The organism is Streptomyces sp. NPDC001507 (assembly GCF_042894765.1).
GTDB lineage: Bacteria > Actinomycetota > Actinomycetes > Streptomycetales > Streptomycetaceae > Streptomyces.
Map to the genome: position 1 here is coordinate 355568 of NZ_JBIAVV010000013.1, position 16454 is coordinate 372021.

The 16454-nt window shown below is 66.4% G+C and carries 15 protein-coding genes and 4 pseudogenes; 12 read left to right on the forward strand and 7 right to left on the reverse strand.

What is annotated here, in order from left to right:
• Nucleotides 1–29: 29 nt before the first annotated feature.
• Both ACFY0K_RS37735 and ACFY0K_RS37740 read right to left on the reverse strand, forming a co-directional pair.
• On the reverse strand, nt 30–1079 hold the full coding sequence (locus tag ACFY0K_RS37735) for an IS110 family transposase (RefSeq protein WP_388715372.1): 1050 nt from the start codon (nt 1077–1079) through the stop codon (nt 30–32).
• A gap of 334 nt (nt 1080–1413) precedes the next feature.
• On the reverse strand, nt 1414–1683 hold the full coding sequence (locus ACFY0K_RS37740) for a YrhB domain-containing protein (protein WP_388604775.1): 270 nt from the start codon (nt 1681–1683) through the stop codon (nt 1414–1416).
• A 61-nt stretch (nt 1684–1744) separates the two neighbouring features.
• Here ACFY0K_RS37740 and ACFY0K_RS37745 point away from each other — a divergent pair.
• A pseudogene (locus ACFY0K_RS37745) lies at nt 1745–2035 on the forward strand (transposase family protein); the annotation flags it as partial.
• A 146-nt stretch (nt 2036–2181) separates the two neighbouring features.
• Here ACFY0K_RS37745 and ACFY0K_RS37750 read toward each other — a convergent pair.
• Both ACFY0K_RS37750 and ACFY0K_RS37755 read right to left on the reverse strand, forming a co-directional pair.
• Nucleotides 2182–2526: pseudogene (locus tag ACFY0K_RS37750) on the reverse strand (alpha/beta fold hydrolase); the annotation flags it as partial.
• A gap of 26 nt (nt 2527–2552) precedes the next feature.
• A pseudogene (locus ACFY0K_RS37755) lies at nt 2553–3271 on the reverse strand (SDR family oxidoreductase).
• A gap of 490 nt (nt 3272–3761) precedes the next feature.
• On the opposite strand from ACFY0K_RS37755, the gene ACFY0K_RS37760 reads away from it, so the two are divergent.
• Nucleotides 3762–5354: an ISL3 family transposase gene (locus tag ACFY0K_RS37760; protein WP_390643692.1), complete on the forward strand. Its 1593-nt coding sequence runs from the start codon at nt 3762–3764 to the stop codon at nt 5352–5354.
• Between the two features lie 61 nt (nt 5355–5415).
• Entirely contained in the window at nt 5416–5832 is a 417-nt protein-coding gene (locus ACFY0K_RS37765; protein ID WP_390643654.1) for a DUF4259 domain-containing protein, read from the forward strand.
• A 262-nt stretch (nt 5833–6094) separates the two neighbouring features.
• On the opposite strand, the gene ACFY0K_RS37770 is transcribed toward ACFY0K_RS37765, so the two are convergent.
• Nucleotides 6095–6472 (reverse strand): phosphotransferase family protein, encoded by a 378-nt coding sequence (locus ACFY0K_RS37770; RefSeq protein ID WP_390643694.1) that lies wholly within the window; start codon nt 6470–6472, stop codon nt 6095–6097.
• A 41-nt stretch (nt 6473–6513) separates the two neighbouring features.
• On the opposite strand from ACFY0K_RS37770, the gene ACFY0K_RS37775 reads away from it, so the two are divergent.
• The 4 genes from ACFY0K_RS37775 (at nt 6514) to ACFY0K_RS37790 (ending at nt 11059) form a co-directional block, all read left to right on the forward strand.
• A complete protein-coding gene (locus tag ACFY0K_RS37775) occupies nt 6514–6792 on the forward strand; it encodes an NUDIX domain-containing protein (protein ID WP_390643655.1) in 279 nt (92 codons plus the stop codon).
• Between the two features lie 78 nt (nt 6793–6870).
• Nucleotides 6871–8040, forward strand: coding sequence for a tyrosine-type recombinase/integrase (locus ACFY0K_RS37780; protein ID WP_390643656.1), 1170 nt, complete (start codon nt 6871–6873; stop codon nt 8038–8040).
• A gap of 8 nt (nt 8041–8048) precedes the next feature.
• Nucleotides 8049–10520: a tyrosine-type recombinase/integrase gene (locus tag ACFY0K_RS37785; RefSeq protein ID WP_390643657.1), complete on the forward strand. Its 2472-nt coding sequence runs from the start codon at nt 8049–8051 to the stop codon at nt 10518–10520.
• A gap of 272 nt (nt 10521–10792) precedes the next feature.
• Entirely contained in the window at nt 10793–11059 is a 267-nt protein-coding gene (locus tag ACFY0K_RS37790; RefSeq protein WP_390643658.1) for a hypothetical protein, read from the forward strand.
• Nucleotides 11060–11126: 67 nt separating this feature from the next.
• Here ACFY0K_RS37790 and ACFY0K_RS37795 read toward each other — a convergent pair whose 3' ends face one another.
• Entirely contained in the window at nt 11127–11750 is a 624-nt protein-coding gene (locus ACFY0K_RS37795) for an ATP-binding protein (RefSeq protein ID WP_390643659.1), read from the reverse strand.
• Nucleotides 11751–11929: 179 nt separating this feature from the next.
• Between ACFY0K_RS37795 and ACFY0K_RS37800 the strand changes: the two genes are divergently transcribed.
• The 3 genes and pseudogenes from ACFY0K_RS37800 to ACFY0K_RS37810 all read left to right on the forward strand — a co-directional run bounded on the left by ACFY0K_RS37800 (nt 11930) and on the right by ACFY0K_RS37810 (nt 13642).
• Nucleotides 11930–12376: an NUDIX domain-containing protein gene (locus ACFY0K_RS37800; RefSeq protein WP_390643660.1), complete on the forward strand. Its 447-nt coding sequence runs from the start codon at nt 11930–11932 to the stop codon at nt 12374–12376.
• A gap of 313 nt (nt 12377–12689) precedes the next feature.
• Nucleotides 12690–12859: pseudogene (locus tag ACFY0K_RS37805) on the forward strand (transposase); the annotation flags it as partial.
• Nucleotides 12860–13108: 249 nt separating this feature from the next.
• Nucleotides 13109–13642 carry a GNAT family N-acetyltransferase gene (locus ACFY0K_RS37810; RefSeq protein ID WP_390643661.1) on the forward strand — a complete coding sequence of 178 codons (534 nt, stop codon included), beginning with the start codon at nt 13109–13111 and terminating at the stop codon, nt 13640–13642.
• Nucleotides 13643–13844: 202 nt separating this feature from the next.
• Here the strand turns inward: ACFY0K_RS37810 and ACFY0K_RS37815 are convergent, their stop codons facing one another.
• Nucleotides 13845–14504, reverse strand: a complete 660-nt coding sequence (locus tag ACFY0K_RS37815) for a hypothetical protein (protein WP_390643662.1) — start codon at nt 14502–14504, stop codon at nt 13845–13847.
• A gap of 275 nt (nt 14505–14779) precedes the next feature.
• On the opposite strand from ACFY0K_RS37815, the gene ACFY0K_RS37820 reads away from it, so the two are divergent.
• Both ACFY0K_RS37820 and ACFY0K_RS37825 read left to right on the forward strand, forming a co-directional pair.
• Nucleotides 14780–15259, forward strand: coding sequence for a hypothetical protein (locus ACFY0K_RS37820; protein ID WP_390643663.1), 480 nt, complete (start codon nt 14780–14782; stop codon nt 15257–15259).
• 58 nt (nt 15260–15317) lie between these two features.
• On the forward strand, nt 15318–16151 hold the full coding sequence (locus ACFY0K_RS37825) for a transposase family protein (protein WP_390643664.1): 834 nt from the start codon (nt 15318–15320) through the stop codon (nt 16149–16151).
• The last annotated feature ends 303 nt before the right edge of the window (nt 16152–16454 follow it).

Below are 16454 nucleotides of genomic sequence, written 5' to 3' on the forward strand. Positions count from 1 at the left end.
TCGGTTGCGTCCCATGGCTCCTATGTCAATCAGGCGGCCTGCGTGAGGTCGGCTTGCTCGGTGATGGTCTGGGCGTCGCGGAGGAGGGCTCGGTAGACCACGTCCGACAGACGGCGTCGGAGGGCGCGAACGGCTTCGGTGTTGGTGTTCCCGGCCTCTCGTCGACGCTGTAGATAGGTGCGGGCGTCTGGGTGATAGTGCGCCTGCGTGACGGCGATCCGGTGTAGGGCTGCGTTGAGTTGGCGATTGCCCGTCCGGCAGAGTCGATGGCGTGTGCGGTTGCCCGACCATACGGGGAGCGGTGCGGTGCCGTTGTGGCGGGCGTAGGCGCTCTTGGACCGGAACCGGCGGATGTCGGCCGTCTCTGCGAGGATCTTCGCCGCATTGAGAATGCCGCAGCCGGGGATGGCCAGCAGGCTGGGTGCTGTGTCGGTGACCAAGGCGCTGATTTCCGCTTCGAAGGAGCGGATCTCGGCGGTGAGCCGGCAGCACTGCTCCAGCAGGCAGCGGGCCAGGCGGGCTACGGTTCCATCCCGAGTGGCCAGCTCCTTGGCGAGCGCCTGGAGATGTTTGGTGCGGATGAGGCAACGGGCTGGCGGGTCCAGACTGGGGTCGATCTCGTGCAGGTGCCAGCGCAGCCGGTTGATGACCCTGGTGCGCTCGGCAACCAGGTTGTCGCGATGGTCGACGAGCAGGCGGATCTCCCGAGCGGGACCGTCCAGGCAGGCGACGGGCAAGTCCGGCTCACGCAAGGCTGCCCGTGCGACTGCGAGTGCGTCGATCGGGTCGGACTTGCCGTAAGTGCGAGCTGCAGTCCGGCAGTTCGCCATCAGTTTGGGAGGGACTCGCACGATCCGCTCACCGGCCGCAAGCAGGTCACGCTCCAGCCTGCGGGACAGTTGCCTGCAGTCCTCAACAGCCCAGTACCGGTCGCCGTCCCACTTCTTTGCCCAGGCCAGCAACCGGAGATGGTCGGCACTGGTCGTTCCTGTCGTGTGCTCGCCGAGTTTGCGTCCGCGGTCGTCCGCCGCAACTGCGGTGTGGGTGCGTTTGTGCGCGTCGATCCCGAAGACCACCATCGGTCAGATCTCCCTTCCGTCCCTCAAGTCAGAGCGGGCCGGCCGGGGGCACACCTCAATCAGGGCAATGCCGCGCTCCTATCAAGCCACACCGGCCAGGCTGTGACTTCGTGAGCCGCACCATGGGACCAGGCCACTGACGAGCGGGCACGAAGTGGTAGAGCGAACCCACGAAGCCACTCGCAGCATGACATTGAGAAAGTGGTGTAACGGTTCCCACCTGGTCCGGGTGTTTGTCCCTGCGTCGGAGTGAGGGTCCGGATATGAGAACGGCCAGCGGCTGATCTTCGAGATGTCTAAGGGCTGTCCCGTAACTGTGGTTGCGGGACAGTCGTCAGGCGCTTTGGTTCCTCCACAGATGCCGCTCGTCCAGGGTCCCGAATCGCACGTCTCCGCGTTCAAGGTCGACGAGGATGGGCCAGCAGTCCAGCAGTTGCTCCCTCGCATCACGCGAGGCGAGATACTGCACAGAGTTGTAGGGCACGATCAGGAGCCCGTTGCTCTCACGGACCCGCTCTGCGTCGATGGCGAGAGGCGGCTCGTCATCGCGTTGGCTGTGCGCGAGAAACGCCACCGCGAGTTGCAGGGCTTCGTCCGGCTCCACCAGCCGTCTCCAGTCTGTCGGCTCGGAGAAGGCACCCTAACCGGCCTGGGATGATCTTGGTGTGGCTGGTGTGATCACGGCGTCAGAGCCGTCTTGGATAGGTCCGTTCACCGGGCTGAGCCCGCGCTCCTTCGGCAAGTTGGTGACCGCGGTGCAGCGCGAGAGTGCAGCCGAATCACGGACGGGTCGTCCGTGGGGCCTGTCGCTTGAAGACCGTATTCTCCTGGTCGCGGCCTACTGGCGAACCAACTTGACCATGCGCCAACTGGCCCTGCTATTCGGAGTTTCGAAGTCGTCGGCCGACCGGATCATCGACCACATCGGCCCTCTGCTGGCCTTGCCGCCCCGACGGTGTGGAGGCTGGGAAGGTCGTCCTGGCGGACGGCGTCGAGCCACTGCGGGAGTCGTTCCCCCTGCCGCTCGGTGAGCATTTGGGCGAAGGATCGGACGTGACCGGTCAGGGCGTCGAGTTCAGGGCAGTTGGCAAGGACGGCCTTGCCGCAGCATCGCCGCGGTCCAGGCAACCGGTGCGCCCCAGTCGTGCCCCACGACGACCGCCTGCTCCTCGCCCAGCTCCTCGATCAGGGCAATCACGTCGCCGACGAGGTGGAGCAGGGTGTACGAGGTGACGTCCGGCGGCTGCTCGCTGCGGGCATAGCCGCGCTGGTCCGGGGCGACGACCCGGTACCCGGCCGCTGCCAGCGCCCCGAACTGGTGACGCCAGGAGTACCAGCTCTCCGGCCAGCCGTGCAGCAGCAGGACCAGCGGCCCCTGCCCCTGCTCGGCGATGTGCAGCCTGATCCCGTTCACGTCGACGAAGCGGTGGGTGAGCGAACTTTCCATGAGAATCTCCTCGGATCCGGTGCGTGCTACTTGTTCAACTGCGGGTAAAGGGCCTCCAGATCGGCGGACAGCTGCGACGTGACCCAGCGGGTGGTGTCGTCGGCCAGCACCTCGTGCGCCCCCGCCTCGATGCCGTCGAGGGCGGCTACGGCGACGTCGCGGGGGTCGGCCTTGGGAGCGTCGATGCCCGCCGTCATGTCGGTGTCCACGTAGGCCACGTGAAGTCCGGTCACCGCGATGCCACGCGGCTGCAACTTAAGACGCAGGGAGTTCGTCTGAGACCACAGGTCGGCCTTGGAGGCGCCGTAGGGCGTGCCGTCGGCCAGCCAGGACAAGGCGGAATGGACGTTGAGGATGTGCCCCCGGCCATTGCGCTCGATGACCGGCACGAAGGCCCGGGACCAGCAGCGGCCCGGGTGACCAGCAGCGGCCCGTAGAAGTTCGTCTCCACGTCACGGAGCACCTCCTCCATCGGGGAGTCAAGGTACGAGGCGCGGACCGAAGCACCGGCGTTGTTGATCAGGATGGTGACGTCCTGGGCCTGCCCGGCGGCGGCCGTCACGGATGCGGGGTCGGTGACCTCAAGGGCCAGCGGAACGGCACCGGGGTGCGTCACCGTGCGCGGGTCACGGGCCGTGGCGTAGACCTTTCCGGCCCCGCGCCCGTAGAGCTCCTCGATCAGCATCTTGCCGATGCCCCGGCCGTCCCCGGTGACAAGGACAGTGGCGCCTTCGATTGCTGTCACGGCTACCTCCACAAGCTGGAAGCCGATCGGCTTCCTCCACAGTAAACCGATCGGTTTCCAACTGCAAGCCCAGGTGGCAGACCCGACCGGCGCCTGGCGGGAATGGCGGCATGGGCAGGATCAGCGCACCGGAGAGACGTCAGAGCGTCATCCGTGCGGCCATCGCCGAGTTCGCGACCTGGGACTGCTACGGCACCTGACCCGAGGCGATCGCCAAGCGCGTCGGGGTCACGCAGCCGTCCCCATCCGGCTCTTTCCAGGCAAGCAGGGGATCTTCGTCGCTGCCTTGACGCGGGACATGGAAGACATCCGCCGCTGGGCGCAGACGGCGACTAGGCCACGGTGGCTTTGTTCGCGAGAACGGGTTCTGGCTCGCTTTCCGTGTGTGCACGCTGAGTGACGGCTGACGCTCCGATCAGGCTCGGGGAAGTTGCCTGAAAATGACCAGGGACGATCTTGATGTGGTCGACAGTGCGGCGTCGTGGAAGAGATGGCGCCCCGTCTGGAGGGCCTGCTGTTACCGTCCATCGCGGACGTGTCCGTGCTGTCGCTGGACGTGAGCCACGAGGCGATACGCATCGACGTCTGCAGTGCGGCGGACGGGGCGGCGTGCCCGGACTGCGGGAGCGAGTCGACCTGGGTGCACAGCTCTTACCTGCGGTTTCCTGCGGACGTGCCGAGTGGGGGACGTCTGGTCGTCCTGCAACTGAGAGTCCGGCGGTTCTTCTGTCCGGAGTCTTCGTGTGCTCGGCGGACGTTCGCTGAGCAGATGCCGGGACTGACCCGGCGGCACAGCCGGTGGACGGAGCGGTTGCGGTCGACTCTCGCCGCGGTGGGTCTCGCCCTCGCCGGCCGGGCCGGCGCCCGGATGGCACGGGCCTTCGGGGTGTCCATCAGCCGCAGCGCGGTGTTACGGCTGCTCGATGCATTGCCCGAACCCGCAGCCCCGGCCCCGCGAGTGGTGGAGGTTGATGAGTACGCCACACGCAAAGGACGGGTCTACGGCACGGTGCTCGTCGACGTCGAGACCCGCCGACCGGTGGAACTGCTGCCCGACCGAGAGGCATCCAGCCTGGCCGCATGGCTGGCGAAGCGACCCGGGATCGAGATCGTCTGCCGAGACCGCGCACCATTCTTCGCGGAAGGCGCCACAGCCGGGGCACCCCAGACGACGCAGGTCGCCGACCGCTGGCATTTGTGGCACAACCTCGGGGAGGCCGCCGAGCGGGCTGTCGCCCGCCACCGCCAGTGCCTTCGCGTCCTGGTCCCCGATCGCGAGGCGAAGGCCGACGAACCAGCGCCGCCCGAGGAGAAGGCGAACTCTCCATGGCGGAGCGAGCGATTCGCTAACCGCGTCCGAGCCCGGCACGCCACGGTCCACGCGCTGCTGGAAGCCGGCCACAGCCGCCGTTCCATCGGGCGCCAGCTCCAGATGACCCACCGCACCGTCAAAAGCCTCGCCGACGCTGCGAAACCGGAAGACCTCTTTCGCGGCCAATGGCAGCACAGCAGGACCTCCGTCCTCGACGAGTACAAGCCCTCCCTGGACGAACGCTGGGACGAGGGCTGCACCAACGCCTGGAAGCTCTGGGAGGAGATCGGTCCCTTGGGCTATCGCGGCAGCTACGGCCGGGTCAGCGCCTACCTTCGAGAGAAGCGCACCTCGCCACGGCCGGCCACCGCGCAACCACCGGCACCCCGCGCGGTGACGAGATGGATCCTCAGCCGACCCGAAACGCTGACCGAGATCGAACAGTTCCGGCTCAAGGCCGTCCTTGTCAACTGCCCTGAACTCGACGCCCTGACCGGTCACGTCCGATCCTTCGCCCAAATGCTCACCGAGCGCCAGGGCGAACGACTCCCGCAGTGGCTCCATGCTGTCCGCCGAGACGACCTTCCCAGCCTCCACACTCTCGCGGCCGGCATCGACCGAGACCGCGACGCGGTCATCGCGGGCCTTACCCTGCCCTGGAGCTCCGGCGTTGTCGAAGGACACGTCAACAGGATCAAGATGCTCAAGCGCCAGATGTTCGGACGCGCCGGCTTCACACTGCTCCGCAAGCGGGTCCTCCTGGCCCCGTGACCGATGTCAGTGACTCCTGGAACCATGCCTTCGTCCAAGACAGCCGTATCAGGAGCCATGCATGGGAACGTGGGGAACCGGCCCGTTCGACAGCGACCTCGCCGCAGACTTCGTCGATCAACTTGAGGGGCTCACCCACCAGCAGGTCATCGCCGTGCTGGGGAGGGCATTCCAGCGAGTCACCGCCTCAGGGGAACGCGTCGACGGCGGAGACGGGGCCGAAGCCGTCGCCGCCGGCGCCCTCGTCGCCGGCACCCTCCCGGACAGCCCCATCGTGATCGACCCCGATGACGGCCCCAGGGAACCGCTGCCCAAACTGCCAGCCTCCCTTCGCGCGTCGGCGAAACTCGCACTGGACCGCGTTCTCCAGGACGGATCAGAACTGACAACCGGCTGGGTGGACAGCGCTGACGCCGACCAGTGGCGCCAGGAAGTGCGACAGATCCTGCAAGCCCTCGAAACACCCACTGATCACTAATCGTGACCGCTTCACGAAAGTCGTGCCAGAACCACGGCTTGTGAATAAAGCCAGTGCTGCAAGCTACGCCAAGTGCAAGAGGTACGGAATCGGCGCGAACCCGTTGTGCCGTAGCTGCTTTGTCGAGGCCGCGGCGAAGTGGGGGCCGGGAGTTCGGCAGAAGGGCTGCAACGCCTGATCTCCGCTGCACCCGCGGGCTACTGGCGACCTTCAGCCCAATACTCTCGTCCGGCCGCATTGTCGTTTTTCGGCGGCGCGGCCGCTACATGATGCCCGCCCACCGCCATGGCCTGTCGGTGATACGTCCACGGAGGCAGTCCACGCGGTACTGCGCTTCCGCATGCCACTCAGGGTGTGCGGCGGCGTATTGAGCGGCGTACGTCGTCATTCGTAGTTCCCGTGCTCCAGCCAGGAGTTCGTAGCCCTCCCACTGTGTGACGTCCGTGCCGTACAGCTCGCAGAACTCGGCGTACTCGGCCTCGGTGACGGCGCCGGTTGTTGTCAGCTTCAGCGCGGTCGACACCAGGTCCCACTCCGGAGGGCCGACGGACACTCGCTCGAAATCCAGGAGTACCGGGCCGTCGGCGGTGGCCGCCACGTTGCCGACCCACGCATCTCCGTGAACTACGCACTCAGGCAGTCCGGTGGGTCGCTGTTGCCATCGGTCGCGGCCGGTGGCACATGCCGTCGGGCAAGCTCGACGAGGATGAGCCCTTGTCTGTCGGAGCTGCCCGCGAGCTGTACGAGGAAACCGGCGTCACCGTCGACCCGGACCATCTTCGCCTCGTCCAAGTCGTGCACCACCGCCAGGACGACCAGACGACGCGGATCGGATTCTTCTACGAGGCCGTCGAGTGGGAGGGGGAACCCGTCAACAAGGAGCCCGGGAAGTGCCTCGCCCTCGCATGGTTTCTCCAGGGTTCGTTAGGTGTAGTGCCTTGTGGCGTCTCTTGTGGGTGAACTGCCGCCGGAAACCGCATCTCTGGGGCTGATGCGGTCGTTGCGGCATGTTGCCCACGAGCGAGCGGAGGACCACGAGTGAAGGCATTCCCGGTGAAGTTGCCGTCCGGCGACCGGTACTGGACGGTGTTGGACGACCAGATGGCGGTTGTTCCGGAAGCGGATGCGTTCCTGCGGCACGCCAGGTTCGGACAGGCCCAGGCCGAGCTGACCACGAAGACGTACGCCGGTGCCGTGGCCCTGTACCTCCGATGGTGTGCGCGTACAGGACGGGCATGGACGACTGCGGCGGCGGACCTGTCCCTGTTCATGACGTGGCTGCGCTACGCCTCTGCGGAGCTGACGGGTGTTGCGGCGCCAGCCGTCGGCTCCGCGATGGTGATGACCGGTCCGGGCATGAAGCGTCAGCGTGGCGAAGCGAGGATCGAGAACATCCTGGTCGGCGTGCGGACCTTCCTTCGACACGCTGTGAACACCGGCAGCGCGCCTTCCACTGTGCTAGCTCAACTCTATGAACTGGCAGACGATCGCGATCTTCCTTTGGAAGCCAAGGGCGAGCGTGAGCGGATGGCCTATCGCCTGCGAGCCCAGCACCGGGTGAGTGTCCCTCGTGCACGCCGGGACCGTGCGGCCGATGAGGAGGTCCTTGCTCTGCTGAAGGCTTGCCGGCTGTCACGTGACCGGTTCATCGTGTTGCTGCTCGCTCGTGCCGGCCTACGCCGCGGTGAGGCGGCAGGGCTGCGCCGCGAGGACATGCACTTCATGCCGGATTCCTCGCCGCTCGGGTGCAAGGTGAGCGGTTCCCACGTTCACGTTGTTCGCCGGGCCAATGCCAACGGGGCCTGGGCGAAGTCGGTACGCGAGCGGTGGGTTCCCGCAGACTGGCTGGTCGTGCAGGCATACGACCAGTACGTACTGGAGCGACTGTCGTTTCCGCACGGGGAGCACAGTGATTTCGTCCTGGTCAACCTCTTGCGTGGCCAGCTCGGCGCCCCGATGTCCCCGAACGCTGTGACTGAGCTGATCGAGCGGTTGGGCCAACGCGGTGGGGTCGACCGCGCGGTGACCGCCCACATGCTCCGGCACGGGTTTGCCAGCAATGTGGGCGACAGCGGCGGCACTGTGGACGAGATCGCGAGGCTGCTGGGCCACTCCCAACTCTCCAGCAGCGAACCGTACTTGCATCCGGCGCAGAGCCGGATCTGTGAGGCCGTCGAGCGCGTCCCCTCACCGGTCGGCGACCGGTGAGGCCCGCGATGACCAGTGGCCTCGTGTCCCTTGTCGCACCGGCGCCGGCCTCCGGGCCGACTGGCGGCCATGCGGAGTGGTTCTGGAGCTTGATCCGGCCTGAATTCCCGGCGGAGATCGGCTTCGACCGGGACCTGAAGATCCTCAGACCTCCGGCCGAGCACCCGCTGCTGGGCTGGTCATCGTGCAAGGTCGTGGACTGCAACGTGGTGGTCTTGTCGCGGGGGATGTTCTGCTCGTCCTGCAACCGTCGCCGACGCGAGGCGGCCATCAGCGACGCCGACTTCGCGATGTTGCCTCGGCCGGACTCTCGGCGCCGCCGCTTCGTGCAGAACTGCTTGGTGCCCCAGTGCGAGCGGCCGTGGATCGACGCGCCACGCTCGCTGTGTTCGTCGCACTACTACCAGCAGAGCATGGTGCTCAAGTGCTCCCTTGAGGAGTTCCTCACCCGCGCCGATCTGACCCCGCTGCCAAGTCTCGGGCCATGCTCGGTTGCGGCCTGCACCCGCCAGGCGGGCGTCTTGAAATCGATGGTGTGTCACGCGCACAACTGCCGCTTGGTGGACGACCGCCGTGCGAACCCTGATCTGGACATCGCCCTGTGGAAGGCCACCCAGACAGCCATCCCAGAGGGTGCCGAAGTCAGCTTCCGGGGATTACCCGAGCTGGTGGTGGCCCAGCTGATCTACGGCATCCAGCAGCGATGCGCCGACGGTGCCCTCACCACGCACCATCGGCTACGCAACCTCACTACCTGGTTGCGCCGCCAACAGGTCTCTTCCCTGGACAACATCGATCCTCGCCAAGCCGTGGCCAACGGCATCGACCGACTCACCCGCGGCCCGCTGACGACGATTACCACTTCAGTCAGGCGGGCGCGGCTGAGCCCCGAGACGGAGTATCCAAAGGACTGCTGGGACCTGACCGTCTTCGGACATACCGGCACCATTGACTTCAGTGGCGTCTCGCAGCCATGGCTCAAGGAGACCGTCAAACGCTGGGCCCGGCACACCGCGCCGCAGGTCCGGGGGGATAAGGCTGGAGCCAACCTCCGCAAACAGGTGAATGACCTCGGCATGCTGTCCCAAAGCCTGCGGGCCCGCACCGATCGCGGTGACGAGCCCCAGGAGCTTGGCCGTGAGGACATCGAGAACTTCCTCAACCGGATGTCCCACCTTCAGGCCACCGGTCAGATCAGCGCCTACCAGCGTCGCGGCGTCATCTACACGACCGGCCACATCATCAAGCGCATGCGCAGTCTGGGGCTGACCCGGGCGGGCGAACCGATGCACGGGCTGCCCGACCACTTCTCCATGCTCCGGGGCGACCTGCCCACCAAACCCGAGCCCGACGAAGCCGGGCAGGACCTGCCCGCAGAGGTCATGCGGCAGCTCTGCGCCGAACTCCACCGCATCGAGGAACGATCCGAGCCGGAGTCAAGGATCGGCATCGAGTTACTCATCGACACCGGTCGGCGACCCGACGAGATTTGCGAGATTCCCTTCGATTGCCTTGGCCAGGACGGCGAAGGCAAGCCCGTGCTGATCTACAACAACAGCAAGAAGAACCGCCCTCGACGTGAACTGCCCCTGCACGAGTCCACTGCCGAACTCATCCGCACCCAGCAACGCACCGTTCGCGCTCGGTTCCCCAACACTCCTGTGCGAGAGCTGAAGCTGCTGCCTTCGCCCGTCCGAAATCCTCGCGGCACCAAAGCGATCACCGAGAGCGCACTGAGCGGGAACACCCGGATCTGGGTCAACGCGCTCCCCGACATCACGCTGGACGACGGCGTCGTGTTCGACAAGGCGAAGATTTTTCCCTACGCCTTCCGACACACCTACGCACAAAGGCACGCCGACGCCGGAGTTCCGGTCGACGTCCTGTCCAAGCTTCTTGATCACGACACACTGGAAGCCACCCGGGGCTACTACCGCGTCAAGGAAAAACGACTGCGCCAGGCAGTCGACAAGGTCACCCGGCTTCAGTTCGATCGCCATGGAAACCGCACTTGGCAGCAGGCCAGAGCCCTCCTCGATGCCGAACGCAACCGGCGCTCCGTCGGCGAGGTGGCAGTGGCCTTCGGACGCTGCTCCGAACCGACCAACGTCTCCGCCGGCGGCGGACAGTGCCCTCTCCGATTCCGCTGCCTGGGCTGTGATCATTTCAGCACGGACGTCTCCTACCTGCCCGAACTCCGCAGCTACCTGGATGACTTGCTGCGGACCCGTGAACGCCTGAGCGCCATGACCAGCGCGGACGAGTGGGCCAAGCGCGAAGCAATGCCCTCGGACGAGGAGATCGATCGGGTTCGACGCCTCATCCGCCGAGTCACCGAGGACCTGGGCTCGCTGACCGAACAGGAGCGAGGCGAGATCGAAGAAGCCGTCGCCACGGTCCGCAAGACACGGCAGGGCTTCCTCGGAATGCCCAAGATCCGGCAGCCCCTGCCCGATGTCCGTCCGGAGCGTCCGGCATGACACCCCAACCGAGCACGAGCGAGCGCCTCGCCCAAGGTCGTCGGAACGACTCCGAGCGGCGTCGCCAACGCGTCCTCAAAGTCCTCGACCAACTCTCCCGCAGCGGTGGCACCGTGTCTGTCTCCGCCGTCGCGCGAAGCGCTGGAGTCGACAGGACGTTCCTCTACCGGCACCCTGACCTGCTCGCCCATGTTCACGCGCTGGCCACCGAGCCACCTTCAGATGCAGGCAGGGGACCGACGGTCAGTAGGGCGTCCCTGCAAGCAGATCTCTTGGCCGCCAATGCGCGAGGCGCCCGCCTGACCGAACAGGTCCGGCAACTCGAACAACGCCTGTCCGAAGCCCTGGGCCAGCAGATCTGGCAACGCACCGGCATCGGTCCGCCCGCGGATACCGACAGCCTGCAGGCCCGCATCACCGAACTGGAACAACAGAACCTCGACCTACGCCTGCGACTCGAGGAGAAGGACGAGGAACTGTCCGCCGCACGGGCCGCGAACCGTGAGCTGACCAAGACCATCAACCAGGGCCGCTCTTGAATGATCTTGACCAGGGGGTCCGGGAGTCCGGGAGCGGGGAGAGGCCCTTGCCCGAGAAGTGCTCATTTCACGCGGCGCGGCGGTCGTCGATTTCCACGGAGAGGTGTGGCCTTGGCTCAGTGAGCCGTGCCAGGTCGTCGGCGGTGGTGCTGCTTGCCATCAATGACCTGTCGGGCATGAAGTGGACGGTGGTTCCGGTCGTGTGGTCGTCGGCGATCGGTTGCAGCTCCGTGGTGGGCACGCCGTGTTCGTACCGCTGGGTCCAGGATCCGTTGCGGCGGCGGTTGGTGTGGACGAGCCACGTGCTGAGTGCGGCGACGACGGACATGCCCCGACGAGGGTGCGTGTCGGGCAGGGATGGTGCATCGGGGTGATCGAAGAATCGGAGGTCCTTCGTCGCCATGACCGGCTTCTTCACGATGCGCCCGTGCTCGTCGAGGCGCGTGTCGGTGCCCCGTCCGTTGTCTGCGATGGCCACGGAGCCGTCGGGGTAAAGGGTGATGCGGCAGTGCCCGCCGTTGCCGCATTCGGCCTCGTCGGCCGCATAGGCGACGACTTCGTAGATCAGGTGCAGGATGCCGCTGGGGGCGAAGGCAGCTGGGTTCTGGCGGATGTGCTCGAGATGGTCGAGGTCGACGGTGCTCGCCCAGTCGTGCGTGGTGTTGCGCCAGGCCGCCCTTGGGGTGCTCATCCAGGAAGTATGCAGGGCGCTCCCGGAAGCCGCGAAACCACCGATCAGCCCTGGCCAACCCTCGAAACGCCCCCCGAAAACTGCAAGGTCCCGCGGATCGACTCGATCGGACGGGAGCTCGTGACCCGAAACTGAGACAACTCAAGAACAGTCCTCAATCAGGCACCTGGGAGAATCTGATGACCAGCCGCTACCGCAGCATCGTCGATGTCTACGTGCTTCTACGCAGAGCCGACGGACGCATCTTGCTCATGGAACGCGCCAACACCGGCTACGCGGACGGCCAGCTCTGCCCACCCAGTGGACACCTCGAAGCCGGAGAATCCGTGATCGCTGGCGCGATCCGCGAGGCCGCTGAGGAAGTCGGCGTCGAGCTCAGCGAAGCCGCTCTCGACTTCGTGCACGTCGTCCACCACCGCAACGGCAACGAAGAAGCACGCATCGGCTTTTTCTTCCTCGCAGACAACTGGCGGGGCCAGCCGATCAACCGTGAGCCGCACAAGTGCGCACAGCTTCTGTGGGCCGACCCGACGGATCCACCCGCGAACACCGTGCCTTACACGGCCGCCGCTCTAGCGCAGATCACCAAGCAGCAGCCGTTCTCCCTCGACGGTTGGGGACTCTGATCCCTTCCACCACACCTGTTGCAGAAGCAGATCCACACATGGACCGACTTGAACTGGGGAAACAGCTCTCGTCGGCGAGCGAACAGGCAGATCAACCCCAGAGAAAGTGGTTCAGCGTGCACGAGCCGCCGGACGACGTAATCGAGTACCCGAAGGAAGGGCTGCTCGGCTACATCAACGGCACCGGCCTTCTCGCTGAGCACGGCTGGCAGTAAGGAACGACGGGGGTAGGCCGGGCCTGCGGGGGCCGCGTATCCCCGCGGGACCGACCTCTGGGAGCGGCTACCAGTGCCACGACCGTCGCAGCCCGCCCGCCCATACCCAACTCCGGCTTGCCCGGCCCCTCGCCGAGGATCTTCGTCGGCCCTGGGAGCGGTCGGCGCGGCTCGTCGGCTTACCCCTGCCCGGGTCCGCCGGGGGTTCCGCCACCTCCGCGTGAAGACCGCCCGTCCTGCCGACGTGCCCAGATCCTCCAAGTGTGGTCACGCTATTGGCTCTGACGGCGATTCCGTGGACGATCTTGGTGGTGTGGTGTGGTGTGGTGTGCTGCCGTCGAATTGGTCTCATCTGGCGGCCGCGCTGGCGACGTGGCAGGTCATCTGCCCGGGGCGGGCCGGTGGCTCACCTGTAGCGGTCTGGGGTGCAGGCGGTTTGGTGCAGTGTCTGCTGGGACGGCGGCGCGGCTTGGTGCCGATTTCAGGTGAGGCTGTTGCTTTCGGCAGGATGAGCGCTATGACCGAGATCCGTACTCCCCGCCTCCTCCTCCGCCGCTGGCATGACGACGACCTCGTGCCCATGGCGGACATCAACGCGGACCCGCGGGTCATGCGCTGGATCGACGACGGTGCGGTGCGCGACCTGGACCACACGGCAGAAGCCATCGAGCAGTGGGAGGAGGAGTGGGACGAGGAAGGCTTTGGACTCTTTGCCGTTGAGCTGCTGGCTTCGGGTGAGCTCGCCGGCTTCACCGGTCTGTCCGTGCCCGAGTTCCTGCCGGAGGTACTGCCCGCCGTGGCGATCAGCTGGCGACTCGGCTCACAGTTCTGGGGTCAGGGCTACGCGTCCGAAGCCGCCCAGGCCACGCTGGAGTTCGCGCTCCAGGACCGCGGTCTCGACCGCGTGATCAGCATCAGCCGTGTGGGTGACGACGGCTCCGAGAACGTCATCCGTAAGCTCGGCATGGTTCCGGAGCGAGAGACGGCGCACCCGGTGTACGGCTTTCCGTTGCGCGTTCACACCATCGATCTCACCGAGTTCCAGGCGTGAACCGGCCGAGCCGTCGATCCTCACCAGGCAGCCGGCCACTGCCCATGCGTCCCCGATCGCATTGAGTTGATTCCATCCTGAAATCGCTGGTCACGGGGCTGGTGTGGAGGCCGGACGGGGTGCTCGGGCTGGTCGTGGTGATGATCGGTGCCGGGAGATCGTTCGTCAGCCGGACGGAACCCATCCGCGCCGCTCCGCAGCGTTACGTATAGGGTCCAGTAAGCCTGGCTGCGGGCAAGCGGCCCTGCTCCACGTCGGCCCGGGGGATGCGGATACCCAGGATGTCGCCGACGGCCTGCCACACCACGCCGCGCAGACCACCCTCCTGCGCGTCGAGAAGGTCATGCCATTGCGGGACGGTGTACCCCTCCGGGCAGGTCGCCCCGGCGGCTTTCAGACCCTCACCCAGGGCGGCCAGCTTGCTGCCTTCTACCGCATGCGGGCGGTCTGCCAGATCGTCGCCGAAGTTGCTCAGGTAGACGTTCCCGTCGCCGGGCGCGTAGACGAGATAGCTCGGGTTGACCGTTACATTCGCGTTCAGACAGATCAGCTCGTCCCCGGCCGCGGGGCGCATCTTGTCCTCGTCCTCGAAGAACCATTCGCACCAGGTGCACGAGCCTCGGTCTTCCAGAACGTATGCCCACTCACCGGACGTGCCGTACATGCAGGGTGCGTTCCGGGTCGGGTGCAGGTCCCGGTACGGCATACCGATCGATATCTCCTTCTCATCCGCGCCCAGCCTGAGCAGCAGATCCCGGACAGGGACCCCGCGCAGCGCGGTCATGGAGATGCCGCCGAGCATCCCGTCAGCCGCCGGTTTATCGAATGTGTGCCGCCCAATCCACTTCAAGCCTTCCGTCACTGCGCTGCACCTCCTCGGTGTCGTTGGATGCCGGTCGTCATGATGCCCCGGCTTTCGACTCGAGGCCGGGGCATCATGACGCCACTGAGCGCGCTTTATCTTGTAGTTGCAGGTCATGGGGCTGGCGTGGGTGGTAGATGGGGTACTCGCGCCGATCGGTTCCCTGATCACTAGCAGGTGATCACCGGGGGGGCGTGGGTGATTCGCCGGAATCGTGGTGCCAGGTCCTGCCTCCTTCGTAGGCTCCCAAGGGAGCGGGCGTGGGAGGGCTACTGGTGGCGGATGTACTGGTATGGGTGATGCAGCAGCGGGTGGTGCTGGCCGATCGCGCCGAGCGGCTGCGCAAGGAACTCGCCGAGATTGATGCCGAGGTGGCCCGGCTGGAAGCCGCAGAGGTTGTGATCGGACAGTTCATCGAGGCCGAACGTGCGGGTGAGGCCGACGCCCCGGCCATGGCCGCCGAGTTGGAGCGGGTCACGACTGCTCCGGGCGCAGGCGGGATGCTACTGGTCCCGCACCGCGAGCCGGGAATCGCCGACAGCGTGCTGCCCGCCGACTACCAGGCGATCATGAAGATCGTGGCCGCAGCCTCGGATCCGGTCCCGGCGAAGGACGTCAGCGTCCAACTCGGCAAGGGCACCGCGCCTAAGCAGGTGGAGCCGGTGCGTGACAAGGTCAGGCGCCTGGCGGACCGAGGCTGGCTGCACCGCACCCCGGCCGGCCGCTTCACCGCCCTGTGGCAGCCGCTGCCCTGACCAGCATCAGCTGAATGTCGGCGTAACGCGCAGACCCTCGACGGAAGTTGGGGATTCCATGCGAAAGAACACCAGCCTCGCCGAGGGCACTGAAGAGTTTGTCTACAGGTGCCGCCTGCCACTGTCGAGCGCCGCCCTGGACCTCGTCTCCGGTCTGGTCCGAGGCCACCTCAAGAAGATCCACTCCCGCTGGCGCAAGCTCCCGCCCGGCCGAATCGCCCTGATCGTCCTCGCTGCCCTCCGCCACGACCAGCGGCTTTCCGACATAGGGGGCGGCAACGGCATCTCCGCCTCCACCGTGCGCCGCTGGCTGCTGGAAGTGATCGAACTGCTGTCGGCCCGCGCTCCGCGCCTGGACCGCGCCCTGAAGAAAATCGCCCGGAAGGGTGGTGTCGTCGTGCTGCTCGACGGCACCCTCGTGCGCACCCGACGACGCACCGGGGACGAGAACCGGCCGAACTATTCGGGCAAACACAAGGCCCACGGCCTGCTATTCCTCGCCCTGACCGACGGGCGCGGCAACCTGATGTGGATCTCGGCGGCGAAGCCAGGACGCTCCAGCGAGATCACCACCGCCCGCCACAACAAGATCACCACCCGCCTGCGGGAAGCCAGCCTCGGTGCCCTGGCCGACCTCGGCTTCATCGGCCTGGACGACGATCCCGATGACCCCGTGATCATTGCCGGCTGCCGGGCGAGTCGCGGCCATCCGCTCACCGCCGCCGAGAAGGAGGCGAACCGGTTGGTCAGCCGCGAACGCGCGGCGAACGAGCACGGCTTCGCCGACCTGAAGAACTGGCGGATCCTCACCAAGGTCCGCATGAACGCCCGCCACGCCACCACGCTCCTGCGCGCCCTGCTCGTGCTGACGAACGCGGGGGTCAACCGCTGACAGACGACCACCTGCCGACGATCACGTCCCTGACCGGCACGAGAACCCCATCCACGACCCACGCCAGCCCCACGACCTGCAGCTTTTAGGTTGAAAACCTCTCATTGATTGCCAAGGGGGGGACGCCCAGACGAGGGATGTTGCTTCCGTGCCGTTGGCCTGTGCCTTCACGGAACTGCGGTCAGAGCCTTGAATCTCCTGACCCTGTGCTGAGGATGGCCCCGGAGTTGCTCGCCTTGATTCCTCAGGAGTGCAAGTGCTGAAATGCGGGTTGCCGAACTTGAGGGCTGGCTCTTGGTTGGG

Excerpts from the sequence above, each read along its gene's own strand:
- ACFY0K_RS37735 (WP_388715372.1), bottom strand. The coding sequence starts at position 1,079 with ATGGTGGTCTTCGGGATCGACGCGCACAAACGCACCCACACCGCAGTT.
- ACFY0K_RS37760 (WP_390643692.1), top strand. The coding sequence starts at position 3,762 with ATGGCGCCCCGTCTGGAGGGCCTGCTGTTACCGTCCATCGCGGACGTG.
- ACFY0K_RS37765 (WP_390643654.1), top strand. The coding sequence starts at position 5,416 with ATGGGAACGTGGGGAACCGGCCCGTTCGACAGCGACCTCGCCGCAGAC.
- ACFY0K_RS37775 (WP_390643655.1), top strand. The coding sequence starts at position 6,514 with ATGCCGTCGGGCAAGCTCGACGAGGATGAGCCCTTGTCTGTCGGAGCT.
- ACFY0K_RS37785 (WP_390643657.1), top strand. The coding sequence starts at position 8,049 with ATGACCAGTGGCCTCGTGTCCCTTGTCGCACCGGCGCCGGCCTCCGGG.
- ACFY0K_RS37795 (WP_390643659.1), bottom strand. The coding sequence starts at position 11,750 with ATGAGCACCCCAAGGGCGGCCTGGCGCAACACCACGCACGACTGGGCG.
- ACFY0K_RS37800 (WP_390643660.1), top strand. The coding sequence starts at position 11,930 with ATGACCAGCCGCTACCGCAGCATCGTCGATGTCTACGTGCTTCTACGC.
- ACFY0K_RS37810 (WP_390643661.1), top strand. The coding sequence starts at position 13,109 with ATGACCGAGATCCGTACTCCCCGCCTCCTCCTCCGCCGCTGGCATGAC.
- ACFY0K_RS37825 (WP_390643664.1), top strand. The coding sequence starts at position 15,318 with ATGCGAAAGAACACCAGCCTCGCCGAGGGCACTGAAGAGTTTGTCTAC.